The sequence below is a fragment of the Methylosinus sp. genome (genome assembly GCF_036560965.1).
Classification (GTDB): domain Bacteria; phylum Pseudomonadota; class Alphaproteobacteria; order Rhizobiales; family Beijerinckiaceae; genus Methylosinus.
Window position 1 is genome coordinate 32,861 of the sequence record NZ_DATBQF010000015.1, and the last position, 19,667, is coordinate 52,527.

A 19,667-nucleotide genomic window follows, 5' to 3' on the forward strand; every position below is an offset into this window, starting at 1 on the left:
GAAGTTCGTGAACGTCAGCGAATAATGTCGAAGCTGTAGTCCGACTTCGCGACGACGTTGGTGTGCCGGTCGATCTCGTCGAAGACCTTGTCGAGCAGCCACACGAGGACGTTCAGGCCACCCTGATAGCCCCACACCGGATAGCGGTGATAATGGTGACGATCGAAGACCGGGAAGCCGATACGGATCAGCGGAGTGCCGGTGTCGCGCTCGAGATATTTGCCGTAGGTGTTGCCGATCAGGAAGTCGACCGGCTCCGTGAACAGCAGCGAACGCATGTGCCAGAGATCCTTGCCGGCATAGGCGGTGCAGTTCTTGCCGAAAGGCGAGCTGGCGAACAACTGCTTCATCTTCTCTTCCCAGAGCTTGCCGCCATTGGAGGCAAGCACGGTGATCGGCTCGGCACCGAGCTCCATCAGGAAGGAAGCGAGGCCGTAGCAGAGATCCGGATCGCCATAGATCGCGAAACGCTTGCCGTGAAGATGCGCGGAGGAGTCGGCGAGGGCGTCGACCAGACGGCCGCGCTCACGGGTGAGCTCCGGCGAGATCGGCTTGCCGGTGACTTCCGAAACCTTCATCAGGAACTCATCCGTCGCGCGGACGCCGATCGGGTGATGGAAGGAGTAGGTCTCCTGGCCGCTAGCGGCGATCAGCGGCAGCGTCTTCTCGGTCGAGAAGTGCTGCATGGAGAAGGTCGCCTTGGCATGGATCGCGTTGGCGGCGTCTTCGAGCTTGGTGCCGCCGTCATACATGCGGAACTGGCCGTCGGTCGGCGTATCCCACACGTCGCTCGGATCGCCGAGGATCGTATATTCGACGCCCATCGACTCGAATATGCGCTTCACTTCGCGGATATTGCCGACGACATAGCCGTCGAAACCGCCGATGAAGTTGATCGAGTTGTTGGGAACGCGCTCAAGCTTGGGAGCGGTGCCAGCCTTGCCGTTCCAGAAATGATCGACGATGCCCTTCATGACATTGTCGTAGCCGGTGACATGGCTGCCGACGAACGCCGGAGTATGCGCGAAGGGAACGTCATACTCGGCCGGGACCGAGCCTTTTTCCTTCGACGTCTTGATGAAGGCGTTGAGATCGTCGCCGATGACTTCCGCCATGCAGGTCGTGGAGACGGAGATCATCTTCGGCTTATACATATTGTAGGTGTTGGCGAGGCCGTCGATCATGTTGTTGAGGCCGCCGAACACCGCAGCGTCTTCCGTCATCGAGGAGGAGACGCAAGACGTCGGCTCCTTGAAATGACGCGAGAAGTGCGAACGATAGTAGGCCACGCAGCCCTGCGAGCCATGCACGAACGGGATCGTGCTCTCGAATCCGAGCGAAGCGAAAACCGCGCCGAGCGGCTGGCATGCCTTCGCCGGATTGACGGTCAAAGCTTCGCGAGCGAAGTTCTTCTCTTGGTAGTCCTTCGTCTTCGCCCACTCGACAACACGCTCGACCTCGGCGTCGGGGTGATGGTTCTCGAACTCTTTCTTCTTCTTCTCGAACATCTCCAGATATTCCGGCTGGCGGAATAGATTGAAATGGTCGAGGACGTTGTCTGCATTCTGTGGCATGTCGATTCCCCTCGTTGTCCGCGAGTTCCCGCTCTCTCGGACCGAGGCGGCGACCCGGCCTCGGTCTCTCCAACGCGAACGGGGGAAGCCCCCGTTCGCGAAGAGAGCGTTTGCGTCTCAGCCGATCAAGCCGCCCAAGGCGCCTTGGCGAATTTCCAGACCGGCGAGTTGATCGCCATGTCCATGTCGCGAGCGAAGATCGCGAAGCCGTCATAGCCGTGATACGGGCCAGAGTAGTCCCAGCTGTGCATCTGACGGAAGGGCACGCCCATCTTCTGGAAGACGTACTTCTCCTTGATGCCCGAACCGACGAGGTCCGGCTGGATCTTCTCGACGAACTTCTCGAACTCGTAGCCGGTCACGTCGTCATAGATCAGCGTGCCGTCTTTCACATAGTGAGTCGTGCGCTGATAATCGTCGTTGTGGCCGAACTCGTAGCCCGTGCCGACGATCTCCATGCCGAGATCCTCATAGGCGCCGATCACGTGACGGGGACGGAGACCGCCCACGAACAGCATGACCTTCTTGCCTTCGAGGCGGGGACGGTACTTCGCGATCACCGCTTCCATCAGCGGACGATATTTGGCGATGACGCGCTCGGCGCCTTCCTTGATCTTGTCGTCGAAGTGGCTGGCGATCTTACGCAGCGACTCCTCGATCTTGGACGGTCCGAAGAAGTTGTACTCGACCCACGGAACCCCGTACTTTTCTTCCATGTGACGGGAGATGTAGTTCATCGAGCGATAGCAGTGCAGGACGTTCAGCTTCGCGCGCGGAGTGGCTTCCAGCTCCGCGATCGTGCCGTCGCCCGACCACTGCGCAACGACGCGAAGACCCATCTCCTCGAGCAGAATGCGCGAAGACCAGGCGTCGCCGCCGATGTTGTAGTCGCCGATGATCGCAACGTCGTAAGGGGTCGACTCGAACAGAGCCGGCTTGCCTTCCATCTTGTCGAACACCCAGTCGCGAATCGCGTCATTGGCCAAGTGATGGCCGAGAGACTGCGACACGCCGCGGAAACCCTCACAGCGCACCGGAACGATCGTGTGGCCGCCGTACTCCTTGGTTTTCGCCTTGGAGACAGCCTCGATGTCGTCGCCGATGAGGCCGATCGGGCACTCGGACTGGACGGAGATTCCCTTGTTGAGGGGGAACAGCACCTGGATCTCGTCGATCAGCTTGGCGAGCTTCTTGTCGCCGCCGAACACGATGTCCTTCTCCTGGAAGTCCGAAGTGAACTGCATCGTGCCGAAGGTGTCGATGCCGGTCACGCCGATGTAGTAGTTACGACGTGACGCCCAGGAATACTGACCGCAGCCCACCGGGCCATGGCTGATGTGGATCATATCCTTGATCGGGCCCCACACGACGCCCTTCGAACCGGCGTAAGCGCAGCCACGGATCGTCATCACGCCGGGGATCGACTTGATGTTGGACTTCACGCCGCAGTCCGGCTTGCCATCCTCGAAGGTGCCGAGGTGCTTCGCGCGGCGCTTGGCGGTCTTTTCAGGATAAACTTCGAGAACCTCTTTGATCAGCGCTTTATTGCGCGCCTTGAGGTCTTCGATCGATTCGGGTTGAGCCAGGCTCATGACGCCATCCCTTTCCAAATTGCCCTATCTGAAAGATCGGCCCGGCCCCGTTCGAGGCCGGGCCTTCATCTTTCAGGCGGATTACGCGATCGCGGCGAGATCGGCCGCAGTCTTGCCGACCTGCGACTCGTCGACGGCCTTCATGACGCCATGCTCCATGAGCAGGTCCTCGAGCTCGTCCATCGTGATCGGGGTCGGGATGATGCCATTGCCCTTGTTGGCATGGACCTTCACCGCGAGGCTCCGGTAGTGGCCGGCCTGCGTGGAGTCCGGCGCATACTCGAGGACCGTCATGCGGCGCAGCTCGGCGTGCTGGACGATATTGTCGCGCGGCACGAAGTAGATCAGCTGGGTGCCGAGCTTCTTCGCCAGCGACTCGGCCAGCTCGTATTCCTTGTCGGTCTGACGCTCGTTGCAGACCAGCCCGCCCAGGCGCACGCCGCCGGAGTTGGCATACTTCAGAATGCCCTTGGAGATGTTGTTGCCGGCATACATGGCCATCATCTCGCCAGACATGACGATGTAGATTTCCTGCGCCTTGTTCTCACGGATCGGCATCGCGAAGCCGCCGCAGACCACGTCGCCGAGCACGTCATAAGAAACGTAGTCGACGCCGTCGTAAGCGCCCTGCTCCTCGAGGAAGTTGATCGAGGTGATGACGCCACGGCCCGCGCAGCCGACTCCCGGCTCCGGACCACCGGACTCGACGCAACGGATGTCCATGAAGCCGACCTTCATGACGTCCTCGAGCTCGAGATCCTCGACCGAACCGGCCTCGGCGGCCAGGGACAGAATGGTGTCCTGAGCCTTGGCGTGCAGGATCAGACGGGTCGAGTCGGCCTTGGGGTCGCAGCCGACGATCAGGATTTTGTGGCCCATCTGAGCGAGAGCCGCGAGAGTGTTCTGGGAGGTGGTGGACTTGCCAATACCGCCCTTGCCGTAGAACGCGATCTGTCGAAGTTCTGACATTTCTGTCTCCTTAAGATACCGTTTCATTGCGATCGGCGCGCACGGCGCGCAGGCCGAAGTCGATTCGTCCGACCGAGCCCGGCGCCGGTTGCGGGATCGCCCCCTTGGTGATCGGGGCCGCCCAATCCGCAGCCACTCGCCTTGCGGGCCCTGTCTCGCAAGCGGCGTGCCAGCATGGCTGCGCGAGATTATATCATTTATAATCAATAGGATATCTGGGCGCGAGGAGTGGCTTCGGCTAGGTGTGTCAAAGCCGACAGTCATGCGCGGAATCAGACGAAGGGCATTTAGGTGACAGGCTCGTTCGGAACCATTGTAAGGTTCGGACAGGAATAGGGAACAATGTCTCATTTCCCACGGCATAACGATTGCTTAGAAAGAGGGCAGGATAACACGGAGCAGGCGAGATGCAGATCGGCGTCGAAACATCCAGGGCGGTCGAAAACAAGCGCATTTTCGTCGTCGACGACGACGAGATCATTCGGGCGGCGCTGCAGTTCATGCTGCACGACGAATATGAGACCCATGAGATCGGCGCTCTCGACGCGGCGATCGAGAAGGCGGCGTCATATAAGCCCGACCTTTTCATTTTGTCCGAAAATGTCGTGAAGGCCGCGGGCCTGGCGATTCTAGCGGAAATTCCGAAGCAGATCACTGGCGTCAAAGTGCTGGTGATCGTCGATTCTCTTCAGAGCGGTTTCGGCAAGGAGAGCCAGGCGGCTGGCGCGCACGGCTACATCGTCAAGCCGTTGACCGTCGAATTCGTGCGGCAGAAAGTCGACGTTCTTCTCGGACGCCGGCAGGGCGTCGCGATACCGCTGAACGTCCTCTGAATCGAAGACCCTCGAAATGAGGCCGGAGCCTTGGCTCCGGCCTTTTTTTTGGCCGCCGAATTTCGATCGCCGTCGTGAAAACGGCAATGCCCGCGACGAGCGCGGGCATTGCCATGTCGGTTCCGTCTAACGAGCGTCAGAGTTGCGGCACGATAATCAATCTTTCGACCGGATTCCCGTCGATGAAATGCGATTGCACGATTTCATCGATGTCTTCCGGTGTGCGCGGAGCATACCAGACTCCCTGCGGATAAACGACCATCAGCGGGCCAGCGCGGCAGAAGCCGAGGCAAGCGGTCGCCGTCATCGAGACGTCCGGGAGCGGTTGCGCGCCGAGCTTGGCCTGCAAGCGATCCCACAGCGGCTTTGCGCCGGAGGTCGAGCAGCTGCCGCGCGGATGTCCGGGCGGCCGCTGCTGAAAGCAGGTGAACACATGGTATTTGAACACTACCGGAAGTTCTTCGAGCATTTTCAATTCCTGGATAGATCTGGGCCGAGCGCCGGGGCGTCGGTCAAGCGGCGGCTTCCGCGGTCGCTGCAGCCACGGCTTGCCCGGTGAGGCCGGCGACGAACTCGGCGAGCGGCATGTCGATCAACTCGATCTTCTGCTCCTTGAGGAACTTCACCTCGTTCTTCGTCAACGCGCCTTCGATCACCGCCCAATGCTGGTCGGACGAACGCTTCATGATCTGGCGCGCGAAATTACGCTCGAGCTGAGTCGAGAAGCGACAACCGAGAAACAAGAAGTTGCGGCCTTTACGGACCGACTGGACGGTCTCGGGAATAGGCGTCTGAATGTCGATCTCTGTCAGCACTTCGACATAGTCCGAATCCGAAATGACATAATTCGACGCCGGCCTGACCGAGCCGATCGGTTGATAGAGCAATGTTTCCCAGGGCAAGGTCTCCGCCGGCGCCTCGGCGGGGGCTTTCGCGCCGGAGCCGTCGCGGAGGAACTCTTTATTGGGCACGAGCGTGGAGTCGGAGTGGAAGTAATTGACCCAATATCCGAAATGCTCCGCCTGCGAGACGCCCTGGACCATTCCCCAATTCTTTCTGACCGCCAATGCCTTTTGCGGCAGATCGTCGTACCAGGCATTGACGACCAGCGGAAGAACAGCGCGTTCGGCGAGCCATTTGTGCAGGACGCTCGGTTCGGGCGTCTGCTCGAACGTCTTGTTCATCGCTGCGGCGATCGTCTTGCGGTGCTTGAAGTTCTCTATGTATTGCGCCGCCGCCGTCAGATTGTTGCGAATCTTGTGCGGCACGGTCGCGGACTTGGTCAGCTCCACGACCAATTCTTCGGGGGCGGCGGGAATCGGGCTCCCGTCTGTCGCCAGCGTGAGCACGCCGGGTCCGAGATAGGGGATCACGAGGCCTCGCTCAAACCCCGTTTTGATTGCGCTCAGCACTTGTGTGTCTCCTCTCGTCGAACCCGGATTGCTCGTCTTGTCACTGAAGCGCGGCGCTTTTGGCGACTGCGAGCTCTTCGGGGGTCAGCTTGAACGCGCCACGACCGCCGGACAGGGCCATGAAGTCCATGGCGTAGGCGTTCGTGAGCTTGGTGAACCACTCCTGGCCGGACAGGCTCGCGGGACGCTCGCTGATTTCCAGGACGGTGCCGTCATTGAAGAAACGGACATGAATGATGACAGACTTGTCGCTCATTTTGATTCCCCTTCGGTTTTCAGCGACCGGAGTCGAAGCCGAGAAGCTCGACCGTCACGTTTTCGGTTCCGAAATTGACTTGGCAAGCGAGGCGCGATTTCGATCCCACGCCGACGATCGAATCCAAGCGCTCGTTTTCTGCGCGAGTCGTTTTCGACACGCTCTTCCTTCCGTCCTGGACGAAGAGGTGGCAGGTGCCACATTTGGCCTCGCCGCCGCATTTGCTGGATATGCTTTCTCCAGCCGCGAGGATTGCGTCCAGAAGTCTGCTGCCCTGCTCGGCCTCGATGGTTTTGCCTGACGGCAGAATGGTCAGTACCGGCATGTCGTTCACTCCTCCTTGCCAAAGGTTCTCACGACCTACGTCCAGCAAGTTTCGAACCACTCTAAAATTCACGTCGAATGCGCAAGGACAGTCGCCCGAGGCTAAAAACACCGGCATATTATCAAGGATTGGGGGTTTTCATCCGCGAGCCGCGGCGCTCTGCGCCACTCACGACGCGGTCACGTCGGTTTTTCGACAATGACGTCGTAGACGACGACGCGCCAGCCGACGGGCCGGCGCGTTTCTCAGAGATAGATGGCTGCGCCGGCTCCGATATTGATCGAGGCGTCCTTCATCGTGCCGACGATGAAGGCGATCTGATTTTCGGTGAGATGCGCATGGAACGGCAGCGCTACCGCACGGTCGGAGACTTTCTCGGTCACGAACAAATTGCCGCGACGATAGCCGAGATCGAAATAGTAGCGCTGCAGATGCAACGGATGCGAATAGGCGGCGCCGTCGATGTTTTCCGTCTGCAGATCCTCGATGATCTGATCACGGCTGGAGCGCGAGAAGCGCGTGCCGAGATGCACCACATAGAGGAACCAATGAACCTCGTCGACATCCGGCGCGATATAAGGATCTTTGATCCCTTCGAAGGACTTCACATATTGGTAGAACCAGCGCTCGACGCGCGTCCGTCGCGCGAGCAGCAGCTCCAGACGCCGAAACTGCGCGAGCCCGAGCGCCGCTGTGATGTCGCTCATCGCCGCCTGCATGGGCGGATAGGCGCCGAGCACGACGGAAGAGCGCTCCGCGATACGGCGGCCGCGCAGATTGCGAATCGTGGAGGCGCGATCATCGTCGTCGGTGACGATCATTCCACCCTCGCCGCAGGCGATGACGCCCGGCTGCGAGAAGTCGAACACCGAGCAATCGCCGAAGGAGCCGACCAGCTTGCCTTTGTAGACCGAGCCGATCGCCTCGGTCGAATCTTCGATCAGCGGGAGCTTCTTCGCATCGGCGAGCTGGCGAAACGCGTCCCAGGGCGCCGGATGACCATTGGTGTTTGCCGCGACGATAGCCTTCGTCCGCTCGGTAATGACCGCTTCCGCCTTCTCCGGCGCGAGCGTCCCCGCCCAATAGTCGATGTCTGCGAACACAGGCCGCGCGCCGGTCAGCGCGATCGCGTGTGTGGTCTCCCGGAAAGAATGGGCCGAGGCGACGACTTCATCGCCCGGACCGATTCCATAGGAGCGCAACGTGAGCAACAGACCGATCGTGCCGCTGGACACCGCGATCGCATGCTTGCGGCCGAGATAACGCGCGAACTCCGCCTCGAACTCTTCGACTTTGGGTCCAGCAGAGAGCCTCGGCGAAGTGATCGTCTCGACGACCGCGTCCAGATCGCTCTGGGCGAGGTCCGGATCATTCAACGGCAGAATGGTCGTCTTCATGCTCGCTCACCTTTTCGGGGCAACCACCAATCCAGTGGCGATAGACGGATCCGCCGTGATCTTGACGCAATGGTCCCGCGCGTCGATCAGGAACAGATCGCAGTTTTCATAGCTGCGAAACGGCGTCTCGTCCTGGATGTCCGCTTTGTCGCATCTCATCGCCGTGAGGCCGGGAGCGACATGTCTCAGAGCGGAAACGGCCGCCTGATCGGCGGCCGCCGTCGCGAGCGTCGCGTCGATCGCCTCGAATTGCTCGGTCGCGATCGGCATTCTTCAGTCTCCACTCACTTTTTTCGCTTCGACCGTGATCGGCAGCGACGTCTCCGCCGCCATTTCCGGCAGCTGAAGTATCCAACCATTGGCGAGCGTTACCGTGCCGCCCCACAATTGAGGGCTTTGCTGCTCGACGATCGGCTCTTCGAGGTCCTTCTTCGGCACATAGGCCGAAAGAATGCCGTCGGAGCCTCTGCGGATCATGACTTTCACACTGCGCCTCGCTGTTGGATTGACCCTGGTTCTTTAGCAATGTTCATACCGCGAGGGCAATGTTCACACTGCGAGTCGCGTGAAAAATCGCTGTGTCAGACAGGCTCGATCTCGTCCTGCAGGCAGCCGATCACGACCTTTTCGCCGAACTCCACGATATAGATCGGCGTGTCGCTCTCGACATGCTCGCCGATCTGGACGATCTCGCCCGGATCGCCAGCCTTGACGAGGAGAGCGTCGGGCTGGTGCCCCGGATGCGAGCCGTCGTTGAACAGATCGACCGTGGCGCGAACCCTCATTCCCCAATCGTATCGGCCACTCATCGCGCTGTCTCTTCCGTCACCGCCTCGACAGCCTCGAGCTCCTTTTTGCGCATCCCGACCTTGTATCCCGTGTCGACGAATTCGACGCCGTAGATGTAGAACTGCTGCAAAAAGGTGCCGATGCTCGAGACGTAGCCTATCTCGCCTTTCTTGACGAGAACGTCGCCGACGTCCTTGCCGGCAAAGGTTCCGTCGTTCCGCACCACTTTTTTCGACTTGACCTTTTCGCCATAATTGAAGACCGGCGGGTCATTGAGCTCGACGGAGCCATCGTCACGGTTGATATTGCTCATATCCGTTCCTCGATGTGTGTGTGGTTGCGCTCGAAAACCTTTTTGCCGGATGGGTCCGGCGTCTTGCCAAGGCGCGCCTCGGCCGTTTCCCTCACGATCGGATCTTCATCCGAGAGCAGCGGTCGAATGTCGGTGAGGGCTGCTCGCCGCGCCACCTCATAGCGCACGCGCCAATCCGGATCGGCGATGAGATCCGGCAATTGGACGGCGTCGAGCCGTTGCGCGGCCTCGAAGCGGACGCCCGCGTCGCTATCCGTCGTCACGCGCTTCAACGCCTGCGGCGAGATGCGTTCTGCGACCACGCGCCGAACTTCGACGTCGTCGTCGTCGATCATGAGAACGAGAAGATCGGGTGAGATGCGTCGGGCGACCACCTGGCGCACATAATAATCGCGATCTTCGATCATTGGCAGAAGGTCGACGGCGTCGAGTCGATGCGCCACTCTTATGCGCACCTCGCGATGCGGATCGTTGCGGAGCTTGAGAAGATAGCGATCGGGAAGGCGCCGCGCGGCGCTCCAGCGAACCGCCTCCTCGGGATCGTCGAGCATCGCCGGCAGGAGAAATATCTCGGCCGCCTTGGCGGCGCAGGAGCGCACCTCGAAATAGGGATGCGCGAGATAATGCCGCGCGATTTCTGGATTCCAGTCGAAGAACCGATCGATCCGCCGCGCGTAGCGATCGAACAGGCAGGCTCGGAGCGGCTTGCAGCGTCCCTGGCCCAGCAGCTCCTTATGGGCGCATGCGTTGCAATCGACAGGATCCCCGAGCCAATCGACGGCTTCGTCGATCTCGTCAGTCGACATCTTCCGCCTCCATTCCTGCCAGAACGGTGAGGAGAAGTGTCGCGCCGACTTTGTCGGTCGGATCGAGCTCCAGCAGCTTCTGCGCCGCCTCGCGCCCTTCCTCATATTCGCCCAGGCGCAGCTGAAGATAAGCGTAGCCTTTGAGCACGAACATGAAAAAACGCGCCATCACCGCTTCGTAATTGGCGAAGTCGGCGTCGCCCTTCCGCACGTCGCGCCAGTCGAGCGGCAAGGAATTGTCGATCGCCGCGCGGGTCAGGCACGTCTTGGCGATCTGGAGCGTTTCGTCGAGTCGGTTCTTGTAGAAGTAGAAACGGTAGAGGCCGATCAGCACCGCCACATGGGTCGGAGCCAATCGTCGAGCCTCGAACAAATGCTGTTCCGCGACTTCGCCGAGATGATAGGTCAACGCCGCTTCGCGGAGATGGCGCTCGGCTTCCGCCGGCAATCCTGCCCCGAACACAGGAGAAGAAAGGATTTCGTCTCCCGTATCGAAGGCTTCACTGCGTAGAGCGCCATCTCCGTTCAACATGAAGCGTTCCTATCCACTCACGCCACGGTGATCTCCGGCAACTCGACGACGCTTTGCGTCGACGAGCAACCGCAGGCCTTCGCTTTCGGATCGATGAAGGCGAAGCCAGTGGAGGTGGCCGTCTCCTTGAAGTCGATCGTCACGCCATCGAGCAGCAAGCGGCTCTGCGCGGGCAGAAACAGCTTGAAGCTGGGGAAGTCGAACGCCTGCTCGCCTTCGCGCGGCGCCGGATGGACGGAGAACTCCGCGCTCATGCCCGAGCAGCCGCCCGGAGACACGAGGAGGCTCATGCCATAGCCCGGACCACCATCGAACATGACGAGGCGACGGATGAATTTCTCCGCGGCGGGAGTGAACTGGATATTCATGCCGCGCCCCCGGCCGCCTGATAACGCGGAAGAGAGTTGTCGATGACGCAGGTGTCATCGACAGGGCAGACCGCGACGCACTGGGGCACATCGAAATAGCCGAGGCACTCCGTGCACTTCTTCGGATTGATGACGAAGGTTCCGTTTTTCTCGGAGATCGCCACATTGGGGCATTCCGCTTCACACGCCGAACAGGACGTGCATTGCGAAGCAACGATCTTATAGGTCATTCGCTTGCTCCTCCATCGAGCCGTCACCGAGCTCGAGATTAGGGGTTCTCGATAGCTCGAATTCTTCATGCATTTCGCGGTTTCGACCGAAGCGCGGGCCGCTAGGCGGCTCGTGCTTCGGTATCGGCGAAAGCCGGTCGTTTTGTATCAGGCCGTGATGAAGGCGCCCTGACGCAGGGTCGCGTCGCCGCGCTCCTTGTGCTCGAGCTCACCGCTCTTCACACGATCGAGATAGCGCTTGAAGTAGGTGATCGCCGACTGCTCGATGAACTCGAAGGCGAATTCATCGACCGGATCGATGCCGGCCTTGACCAGATCGTTCTTCGGGCAACCGCCGATCTTGGCGACGAACACGGCCGTGCAATCATTGATCGCGCGGATGATCGTGTCGAGGCTGTCCTCCTCGCCATAGCCGCCCTGGCAATACAGGTCGACGCGACGATGACCGACGAACTTCGCGCCTTGGGTGCTGAGCTCGTAGATCTGGAACTCCTTGGCGTGACCAAAGTGCTCGTTGACGCGACCGCTGCCCTTGGTCGCCACGGCGATCAGGATCTTGATGTCGACATTGTCCTCGCCGGCGAGCGTCGCCAGCTCGGCGTTCTTGGCCGCAGCGACCTTCTGGCGCTCTTCCTCGACCTTGACCTGATAAGCCTTGCGGCTTTCAAGATCATAGGTGACTTCCATCGCCATGATCTTGTCGGTCGTGAACTCCGCGCTGCGATCCTCGCCCAGCAGCCCGACCGCGTCGGCGCGGCACTGGCGGCAATGGCGCATCATGTTCATCTCGCCTTCGCAGCTGTCTTGCAGATGCTTCAGCTCCTGAGCGGTCGGGCCGCGCTGGCCATTGAGGCCGAACACAGTGCCGTGCTCCGGCGAAGAGATGAGCGGCATGATGTTGTGCAGGAACGCCCCGCGCGACTTCACGGCCCGATTCACCTCGACGAGATGCTTGTCGTTGATGCCCGGGATCATGACCGAGTTGACCTTGCACAGAATGCCGCGCTCGGTCAGCATCTCGAGACCACGCATCTGGTGCTGCGTCAGGATCTCGGCGGCCTCACGGCCATAGATGCGCTTATGCTCCCAATAGATCCAGGGATAGATCTGCGCGCCGACGTCCGGATCGACCATGTTGATGGTGATCGTGACGTGATCGACATTGTATTTGGCGATCGTGTCGACGTGCTCGGGCAGAGCCAGGCCGTTCGTCGACAAGCAGAGCTTGATGTCGGGAGCGGTCGCGGCGATCAGCTCGAAGGTCTTGAAGGTCTTCTCCGGATTGGCGAGCGGGTCGCCCGGGCCGGCGATGCCCAGAACGGTCATCTGCGGGATCGTCGACGCGACGGCCAGAACCTTCTTGGAGGCCTGCTCGGGCGTCAGCTTCTCGGAGACGACGCCAGGGCGCGACTCATTGGCGCAATCATATTTGCGATTGCAGTAGTTGCACTGAATATTGCAAGCCGGCGCCACAGCGACGTGCATGCGCGCATAGTGGTGATGCGCTTCCTCGCTGTAGCAAGGATGGTTCTTGACCTTGTCCCAGATTTCCTGGGGCAGATCGTTTTCGCCGGCCGCCGTGCCGCAGCTCGCCTTGCCGCTGCCGCCAGAGGTGCCGCAGCCCTTATGCTCGGCCACTTGCTGCATCACGGCGTCGATCGACTGAGCCGCGTCGACTTCGAAGTTTTCGGGAGAAATTGAGTCGTCCATGTTCGGTTCCTCATGAGTTGAAGAGTTTCAAACCCTTGCGGAACGCAGTCGCGACATATCCGTCTGCCATTGCACCGGCGCTGTCGCGGAAGCGGTGTCCGGGCACGAGGTTCGCAACAACTATGCCATGCCGGAATAATCTTCTAACAACTTGAAAATATGAGATAAGTTTCGTTTGTTTGGAAGCTGTCCAAATCCGGACACATGTCAGAAAGTGTCGGATTCGGCTGTCGCTAACGCGACACTTGGTCGCGAGGGCTTAAATTGCCCGCCGGAGTCCCTCGAACCATAGAGTCCCGCCGATATCGGGAGGGGCTTTCGGATGCGGCGGCCGCGGGGGCGCCCTCGCCGGACGCGGTCGGCTGCGCCGAGGGCGCTTTCGGCCGCTTGGCGCGACAATTGCCTGCGGGCGCGGCATGAATGATCTCACGCGTGAAAATGACCTCGTCGACTTCGGTGAGCTCTCGCCGGCAGTCAATGAACTATTGCAAAAAGGCGTCCTGGCCTATCGGAGCGACCGGGCGCGAGCGGACGAATTGTTCCGGGAGGCGCTGGAGCTGTCTCCCGAGGAACTGCCGGCCTATTACTGCCTCTATAAGATTCATACTTATATGGGTAACCTCGAGGTGGCCTGGAGCGTTGCCAATAGGGGCCTCGTCGAGGCGACCCGCCAAGCGGGCTGGTCGACCGATCCGCGGCTCTGGCCGCCGAAAGAAACGGCGCCTGGCTCGGCCGAGCGCTTCGCACTGTACACTTTGAAGGCGTTGAGCTTCATTCAGCTCAAGCGTGGCAATAAAGCGGAAGCAATGGAAAACCTTGGGATTTTGGAAATTCTCGACCCACGCGGATATGTCGGCTGGACAGTTATCTATGAGCTCGCGCAAGGCGTTGCCTGACGTGGCTGGCGCAGGACCGTGTCCCGGCGCGGTCGGGGGCGTAGAATTTGTCACGGCGACGGCACGTTAGTTGCTAAACATTCCAACGTGAACTATCGATTCCCGCGGAACGTCAGGCACGTCTATGGGATACGAAGCTGGAAGCAGCATGAACACGGCTCAGGCTCGCGCGTTCGACCCGAGCGAATCTGCTCTCGTCGGAATCTATGAAATTTCGAAGCTGTTGGCGTCGCCCAACCGTCTCGAGAAAACGCTGGCGGGTGTGCTGGCGCTGTTGTCGAGCTTTCTCGACATGCGCCACGGCCTCATCGCTCTGCTCGACTCGCATGGCGACCCGGAAGTGGTCGTCGGATCGGGTTGGAGCGAGGGCAACGCCAAAAAATTCTTCGAGCATCTTCCCGAGCGGGCCGTCGGCCAGATCGTGGCGACCAAGATGCCGCTCGTGGTGGAGAATGTCGCCGCCTCGCCGCTCTTCGAGGGCACGGATCTCTCGGAATGGGGCCCGACGGATGGGCAGCCCTTCTCGCTGATCGGCGTGCCGATCAAGGAGGCCGACGCCGTCGTCGGCACGCTGACGGTCGATCGCGTCTATAGCGACCGCTCGTCGGTGCGCTTCGATCACGACGTCCGCTTTCTGACAATGATCGCCAATCTGGTCGGACAGACGCTGCGGCTCCACAAGCTGATCGCGCGTGATCGCGATCGCCTGATGCAGGAGAAGGCGCGGCTCGAGAAGGCGGATCGGCCCGCCCATATCGAGGCGAAGCTCGACAATATCAAGGGGATCGTCGGCGAGAGTCCGGCGGTGCGCGCCGTCGTCGAGAAGATACGCATCGTCGCCAAAGCCAAATCGACCGTGCTGCTGCGCGGAGAATCGGGCACGGGCAAGGAGCTGTTCGCCGCCGCGATCCACAATCTCTCGCCCCGGCACAGCAAGCCTTTCGTCAAGCTGAATTGCGCCGCTCTGCCAGAGAGCGTGCTCGAATCCGAATTATTCGGCCATGAGCGCGGAGCCTTCACCGGCGCCGCCGCCTTGCGCAAGGGTCGGTTCGAGCTCGCCGACGGCGGCACGCTTTTTCTGGACGAGATCGGCGACATCACGCCGGCTTTCCAGGCCAAGCTCCTGCGTGTGCTGCAGGAGGGCGAGTTCGAGCGCGTCGGCGGCACGCGTACGATGAAGGTCGATGTGCGCTTCGTCTGCGCCACCAACCGCAATCTCGAAGAGGCGGTGCAGAAAGGCGAGTTCCGCGCCGATCTCTATTACCGCATCAGCGTCGTGCCGATCTTTTTGCCGCCGCTGCGCGAGCGCAAGGGCGATCTGGCGCCGCTCGCCAGTGAATTCCTGAAGCGCTTCAACCATGAGCAGAACGTTCATCTGACGCTGTCGGATTCGGCGATGGAAGTGCTCAACGAATGTAGTTTTCCGGGCAATATTCGCGAGCTCGAGAACTGCGTCTATCGCACGGCGACGCTGGCGCGCGCCGACTCCATCGTCGACAAGGACTTCTCCTGTCGCAATGACGGCTGCTTGTCCTCGGTGCTGTGGAACGGCTCGCGTGAATCGTCGGTCGGCGGGCTCCATCCGCCGAGCTTCACGCCTCTGCCGATCGTCTCCAAGCCGCAGGCCCCGCCGCCGCCTCCCCCGCCGGCTCGGCCTCCCGTCGTCCGGCCGCCGGTCGAGGAGCCGGCTCCGGTCGCAGCGGCTCCGGCCGCCCCCTGTCCGGGAGCGGAAAACTGTACCGTCATCGATAGCGACCATCGCTCCGACCGCGACAAGCTCATCGAAGCGATGGAGCAGGCCGGATGGGTGAAGGCCAAAGCGGCGCGCCTTCTCGGCCTGACGCCTCGGCAGATCGGCTATGCGTTGCAAAAATATGATATCCCCGTGAAGAAGTTCTGATTCGAGGAAAGAAGACGGCTCCCCAATGGCCGCAGAACCAGAAAGAATAAGCGACGATCCGCTCGACTGGCGCGGTCGCCCCATCCGCTGCAGGGAATGCTCCCATGTGGCGCTCAATCTCGAGGGGCTGTGCCGCAAAGGCGCGGCCTGCGTTCGAGACCGGCGCGCCAAACGTGTCGATCTTTTCTTTCGCGGCCATCCGCATCTCGCGGACGCCTATCTCGATCACGTTTATTTCGAGGTTCGCGCTCGCGCGGCGCGTTATGCGTCGGTGCTGCGGCTTCCGCCATTGCTGGATGATCCGGAGCCCGAGGTGCGCGCCACCGTCGCCTCGCGCCTGCCGGCCTCGCGCATCGGCCGCCTCGCGCATGATCCGGAACCGCGCGTGCGCATCGTGATCGCCAATCGGCTGGAAGGCGCGGCGCTGCTCGCAATGTATTCGGACGCGGATTATCTGGTCCGCATTCACGTCGTCCGACGAATAGCGCCTGATTTGCTTCCGATCGCCGTCCACGACGAGGACCCGGAAGTGCGGCGCTGGGTGGCCCGACGCCTTCCCGAAGATCGGCTGCATCTCGTCGTCAATGACCCGGAGCCGCTCGTGCGTCTCGTCGTCGCCGAGCGCCTTCCGGAGGATCGGCTCGACGCAATGTGCAAGGACGAGGATTTGCGCATTCGTTTCACTGTCGCGGAACGGTGCCCGCGGCATATGCTGGCCATTTTCCTCGATGACGAGGACGAATTGGTGCGCGCCTGCGCGCGGGCCCGGCTGGAAAGCGAATGATCACCGCCGGTCGGGCAGTGTCCGCCCCAGCGCCAGGCTCGCTTTAAAAAAAAGCAATCCAGAGCCGGGAATGCCTCTGGATTGCGTGGTCGAAATCGAGATTTCAGGGTCGCGTCAGACCGGCCGGTTCTCGTTGCGATTGCGCACCGGGCCCATGACGGCGAGCCCCTGCTCGAAGGTGATCTTCTCGAACGTCTGGTCGAAGCCGATGCCGGCGTTGGCGACGGCGTCGATCTTGCCGCCGATCGACAGCTTCTTCAGATCGTTCTTCTCGATGTAGAACAGCTCGAGCAGCTCATTGTAGACCGTCGATTCATCGATCGGCAGCACATAGAAATTAATGCCGTCGATCTCGACCTGATATTTGCTGAGAAGGTCGATATTGTTGGCGAAGATGAAATATTTGCCGGTCGGGCTGAGCAGTCCCTTCAGCACTTCGGCGACGGTTCCGAGATGCTCGAAAGAGAGAATCCACTGCGCGAAGAAGTCGAAAGTGGGCTTGCCGGCCTCCGCCACCGCGATCACCTGATCTGAGCACAGTTCCGGCGGACGCGCCTCGTCGGCGAACTGCTGGGCGTATTTCAACGCCAGCTTGCCGCGGAAGCCAAAGCGACCGGGCTTTTCGGTCGGGCCCTTATGGACCGGGCTGAGCAGCCGCTTCTGCTGCTCCAAAGTCGAAAACGCCGTATCAGTGATGCTTGTCATGTTGGTTACCCGGGTCGTTACGTAGCCAATCCGCCAGTTTGGCGAAGTTCTGCTTCAATGTCTCTCGCACTCTCACATCATCGACCACCTCTTCGAGCGCGCCCGTCATGCAGGCCATCCACGCATCGCGCTCGGCGGGTCCGATCGCGAAGCCCATGTGACGCATGCGCAGCCGGGGATGTCCCCGCTGCTCCGAATAGCTCTTTGGTCCGCCCAGCCATTCGGCCAGATAGAGCTTCAGAACCGCCTTGGTGGGGCCGAGATCCACCGCATGGATCGCGCGGATGTCACGCGCCTGCGGCAGAACGTCCATATTGCGATAGAACGCCTCGACGAGACGATCGACGGCGTCCTGGCCGCCGATGATGTCGAATGCGGTCTTTGTCGATTGCACGGCGTCCATTGTCATGCCTCGCGAGCTAGCAATTCATATGCCGGGGCCTGGGCGTAACGCGCTCCGCGCGACGGCGCAACGAGGCCGCGGGGAATGGAGCGCTCAAATCGGCGCGGACGGAAACGCCGCCCGAATTCGGCCGCGAGACGAGAATAAAAAGGCATAGCAAGGCGCAATTTTATGCATTTGCGGCTCCGGCGCCCGATTTCGGCGCTGCTCGCCCTTGACAGAGCGGGGCGTCGCTTCCTATTTCATCGCTAGCTTGTTGGCACTCGCCACCGCTGAGTGCTAATAGGCATTTTACGCAATCTTTCGCCCGCGCGCTCCGGCCGGGCTCCCAACGAAGGAAGACGACATGGCGTTCCGTCCCCTCCACGACCGGGTCGTGGTCAAGCGCCTCGAAGGCGAAGACAAGACCAAAGGCGGCATCATCATTCCGGATACCGCCAAAGAGAAGCCCGCCGAGGGCAAGATCGTCGCCGTCGGCCCCGGCGCCCGCGACGAGAGCGGCAAGCTCGTCGCCCTCGACGTCAAGGAAGGCGACCGCGTGCTGTTCGGCAAATGGTCCGGCACCGAGGTCAAGATCGACGGGGAAGATCTCCTCATCATGAAAGAAAGCGACATTCTGGGCGTCATCGCCTGAACCCGCCGACTCTCGCCCAATCCTTCTTCCAACGGAGCTGAACGACAATGGCAGCCAAGGACATCCGCTTTTCTTCCGACGCGCGCGACCGCATCATGCGCGGCGTCGAAATTCTGAACAACGCGGTGAAGGTCACGCTCGGCCCCAAGGGTCGCAACGTGGTCATCGAGAAGAGCTTCGGCGCTCCGCGCATCACCAAGGACGGCGTCACCGTCGCCAAGGAAGTCGAGCTCGAGGACAAGTTTGAGAACATGGGCGCCCAGATGGTGCGCGCCGTGGCCTCCAAGACCAACGACATCGCCGGTGACGGCACCACGACCGCCACGGTTCTCGCCCAGGCGATCGTCAACGAAGGCGTCAAGCTCGTTGCCGCCGGCATGAACCCGATGGATCTGAAGCGCGGCATCGATCTGGCCGTCGCCGAAGTCGTCGAGAACCTCGCCAAGGCCAAGAAGACCATTTCGGCCAACGCCGAAGTCGCCCAGGTCGGCACCATTTCGGCCAACGGCGAAACCGCCATCGGCGAGATGATCGCCGTCCTCGAAGACGCCGTCATCCTGCTGCATGAGAAGAAGCTTTCGAACCTCCAGGCCATGCTGCCGATCCTCGAAGCGGTCGTGCAGTCGCAGCGTCCGCTGCTGATCATTGCCGAGGACATCGAGGGCGAGGCTCTGGCCACGCTCGTCGTCAACCGCCTGCGCGGCGGCCTCAAGGTCGCGGCCGTCAAGGCCCCGGGCTTCGGCGATCGCCGCAAGGCCATGCTGGAAGACATCGCCGTTCTCACCGGCGGACAGGTCATCTCCGAAGACCTCGGCATCAAGCTCGAGAATGTCACCCTCGACATGCTCGGCACTGCCAAGCGCGTTGAGATCTCGAAAGAGAACACCACCATCGTCGATGGCGCCGGCAAGAAGAAGGACATCGAAGCCCGCGTCAAGCAGATCAAGGCGCAGATCGAGGAGACCACCTCGGACTATGATCGCGAAAAGCTGCAGGAGCGTTTGGCCAAGCTTGCCGGCGGCGTCGCGGTGATCCGCGTCGGCGGTGCGACCGAGGTCGAGGTCAAGGAAAAGAAGGATCGGGTGGACGATGCGCTCAACGCCACCCGTGCGGCGGTGGAGGAAGGTATTTCCCCCGGCGGCGGCGTCGCGCTGCTGCGCGCCAAGGGGGCGGTCGCCAAGCTCAAGAGCGACAACTCCGACGAGCAGGCCGGCATCAACATCGTGCTGAAGGCGCTCG

The 19,667-nt window shown here is 61.1% G+C and carries 25 protein-coding genes; 6 read left to right on the forward strand and 19 right to left on the reverse strand.

The window, feature by feature from the left end; genetic code table 11:
• Positions 1-14: 14 nt before the first annotated feature.
• From nifK to nifH, 3 genes are all read right to left on the reverse strand, one after another.
• Positions 15-1,574 (reverse strand): nitrogenase molybdenum-iron protein subunit beta, encoded by a 1,560-nt coding sequence (gene nifK, locus VIF40_RS03885; RefSeq protein ID WP_331936207.1) that lies wholly within the window; start codon positions 1,572-1,574, stop codon positions 15-17.
• A 125-nt stretch (positions 1,575-1,699) separates the two neighbouring features.
• Entirely contained in the window at positions 1,700-3,166 is a 1,467-nt protein-coding gene (gene nifD, locus VIF40_RS03890) for a nitrogenase molybdenum-iron protein alpha chain (protein WP_331936208.1), read from the reverse strand.
• Positions 3,167-3,247: 81 nt separating this feature from the next.
• Positions 3,248-4,135 (reverse strand): nitrogenase iron protein, encoded by an 888-nt coding sequence (nifH, locus tag VIF40_RS03895; RefSeq protein WP_331936209.1) that lies wholly within the window; start codon positions 4,133-4,135, stop codon positions 3,248-3,250.
• Between the two features lie 407 nt (positions 4,136-4,542).
• On the opposite strand from nifH, the gene VIF40_RS03900 reads away from it, so the two are divergent.
• On the forward strand, positions 4,543-4,968 hold the full coding sequence (locus VIF40_RS03900) for a response regulator (RefSeq protein WP_331936210.1): 426 nt from the start codon (positions 4,543-4,545) through the stop codon (positions 4,966-4,968).
• 136 nt (positions 4,969-5,104) lie between these two features.
• On the opposite strand, the gene VIF40_RS03905 is transcribed toward VIF40_RS03900, so the two are convergent.
• The 14 genes from VIF40_RS03905 to nifB form a co-directional block, all read right to left on the reverse strand.
• Entirely contained in the window at positions 5,105-5,437 is a 333-nt protein-coding gene (locus VIF40_RS03905; RefSeq protein ID WP_331936229.1) for a (2Fe-2S) ferredoxin domain-containing protein, read from the reverse strand.
• Positions 5,438-5,480: 43 nt separating this feature from the next.
• Entirely contained in the window at positions 5,481-6,341 is an 861-nt protein-coding gene (locus VIF40_RS03910; protein WP_331936211.1) for an SIR2 family protein, read from the reverse strand.
• 79 nt (positions 6,342-6,420) lie between these two features.
• Entirely contained in the window at positions 6,421-6,636 is a 216-nt protein-coding gene (locus VIF40_RS03915; protein WP_331936212.1) for a hypothetical protein, read from the reverse strand.
• A gap of 19 nt (positions 6,637-6,655) precedes the next feature.
• Positions 6,656-6,961, reverse strand: coding sequence for a 2Fe-2S iron-sulfur cluster-binding protein (locus tag VIF40_RS03920; RefSeq protein ID WP_196408570.1), 306 nt, complete (start codon positions 6,959-6,961; stop codon positions 6,656-6,658).
• 245 nt (positions 6,962-7,206) lie between these two features.
• Positions 7,207-8,358 (reverse strand): DegT/DnrJ/EryC1/StrS family aminotransferase, encoded by a 1,152-nt coding sequence (locus VIF40_RS03925; protein ID WP_331936213.1) that lies wholly within the window; start codon positions 8,356-8,358, stop codon positions 7,207-7,209.
• 6 nt (positions 8,359-8,364) lie between these two features.
• Complete coding sequence (locus VIF40_RS03930) at positions 8,365-8,628, reverse strand: hypothetical protein (RefSeq protein ID WP_331936214.1); 264 nt, start codon at positions 8,626-8,628, stop codon at positions 8,365-8,367.
• 3 nt (positions 8,629-8,631) lie between these two features.
• Positions 8,632-8,844: a putative nitrogen fixation protein NifT gene (nifT, locus tag VIF40_RS03935; RefSeq protein ID WP_312030585.1), complete on the reverse strand. Its 213-nt coding sequence runs from the start codon at positions 8,842-8,844 to the stop codon at positions 8,632-8,634.
• Positions 8,845-8,939: 95 nt separating this feature from the next.
• Positions 8,940-9,167, reverse strand: coding sequence for a nitrogen fixation protein NifZ (locus VIF40_RS03940; protein ID WP_331936215.1), 228 nt, complete (start codon positions 9,165-9,167; stop codon positions 8,940-8,942).
• Positions 9,164-9,460, reverse strand: a complete 297-nt coding sequence (locus VIF40_RS03945) for a nitrogen fixation protein NifZ (protein WP_331936216.1) — start codon at positions 9,458-9,460, stop codon at positions 9,164-9,166. Before VIF40_RS03945 ends, VIF40_RS03940 begins: the two co-directional genes overlap by 4 nt.
• Complete coding sequence (locus VIF40_RS03950; RefSeq protein ID WP_331936217.1) at positions 9,457-10,266, reverse strand: 4Fe4S-binding leucine-rich repeat protein; 810 nt, start codon at positions 10,264-10,266, stop codon at positions 9,457-9,459. The genes VIF40_RS03945 and VIF40_RS03950 overlap by 4 nt, the downstream gene beginning before the upstream one ends.
• A complete protein-coding gene (locus VIF40_RS03955; protein ID WP_331936218.1) occupies positions 10,256-10,798 on the reverse strand; it encodes a hypothetical protein in 543 nt (180 codons plus the stop codon). The genes VIF40_RS03950 and VIF40_RS03955 overlap by 11 nt, the downstream gene beginning before the upstream one ends.
• A 17-nt stretch (positions 10,799-10,815) precedes the next feature.
• Positions 10,816-11,166 (reverse strand): iron-sulfur cluster assembly accessory protein, encoded by a 351-nt coding sequence (locus tag VIF40_RS03960; RefSeq protein ID WP_331936219.1) that lies wholly within the window; start codon positions 11,164-11,166, stop codon positions 10,816-10,818.
• Positions 11,163-11,396, reverse strand: coding sequence for a 4Fe-4S dicluster domain-containing protein (locus VIF40_RS03965; RefSeq protein WP_331936220.1), 234 nt, complete (start codon positions 11,394-11,396; stop codon positions 11,163-11,165). Before VIF40_RS03965 ends, VIF40_RS03960 begins: the two co-directional genes overlap by 4 nt.
• A gap of 147 nt (positions 11,397-11,543) precedes the next feature.
• Complete coding sequence (gene nifB, locus VIF40_RS03970; RefSeq protein ID WP_331936221.1) at positions 11,544-13,106, reverse strand: nitrogenase cofactor biosynthesis protein NifB; 1,563 nt, start codon at positions 13,104-13,106, stop codon at positions 11,544-11,546.
• 416 nt (positions 13,107-13,522) lie between these two features.
• Here nifB and VIF40_RS03975 point away from each other — a divergent pair, with 416 nt between their 5' ends.
• From VIF40_RS03975 to VIF40_RS03985, 3 genes are all read left to right on the forward strand, one after another.
• Positions 13,523-14,002 carry a hypothetical protein gene (locus VIF40_RS03975; protein WP_331936222.1) on the forward strand — a complete coding sequence of 160 codons (480 nt, stop codon included), beginning with the start codon at positions 13,523-13,525 and terminating at the stop codon, positions 14,000-14,002.
• 148 nt (positions 14,003-14,150) lie between these two features.
• Entirely contained in the window at positions 14,151-15,902 is a 1,752-nt protein-coding gene (nifA, locus tag VIF40_RS03980; RefSeq protein ID WP_331936223.1) for a nif-specific transcriptional activator NifA, read from the forward strand.
• A 25-nt stretch (positions 15,903-15,927) separates the two neighbouring features.
• A complete protein-coding gene (locus VIF40_RS03985; RefSeq protein WP_331936224.1) occupies positions 15,928-16,686 on the forward strand; it encodes a 4Fe4S-binding leucine-rich repeat protein in 759 nt (252 codons plus the stop codon).
• Between the two features lie 114 nt (positions 16,687-16,800).
• On the opposite strand, the gene VIF40_RS03990 is transcribed toward VIF40_RS03985, so the two are convergent.
• Both VIF40_RS03990 and VIF40_RS03995 read right to left on the reverse strand, forming a co-directional pair.
• Entirely contained in the window at positions 16,801-17,391 is a 591-nt protein-coding gene (locus VIF40_RS03990) for a hypothetical protein (RefSeq protein ID WP_331936225.1), read from the reverse strand.
• Complete coding sequence (locus tag VIF40_RS03995; protein WP_331936226.1) at positions 17,375-17,794, reverse strand: group II truncated hemoglobin; 420 nt, start codon at positions 17,792-17,794, stop codon at positions 17,375-17,377. Before VIF40_RS03995 ends, VIF40_RS03990 begins: the two co-directional genes overlap by 17 nt.
• A gap of 346 nt (positions 17,795-18,140) precedes the next feature.
• On the opposite strand from VIF40_RS03995, the gene groES reads away from it, so the two are divergent.
• A complete protein-coding gene (groES, locus tag VIF40_RS04000; RefSeq protein WP_331936227.1) occupies positions 18,141-18,428 on the forward strand; it encodes a co-chaperone GroES in 288 nt (95 codons plus the stop codon).
• A 47-nt stretch (positions 18,429-18,475) separates the two neighbouring features.
• The coding region (gene groEL / locus VIF40_RS04005) for a chaperonin GroEL (RefSeq protein WP_331936228.1) at positions 18,476-19,667 on the forward strand (1,192 nt) is incomplete at its 3' end.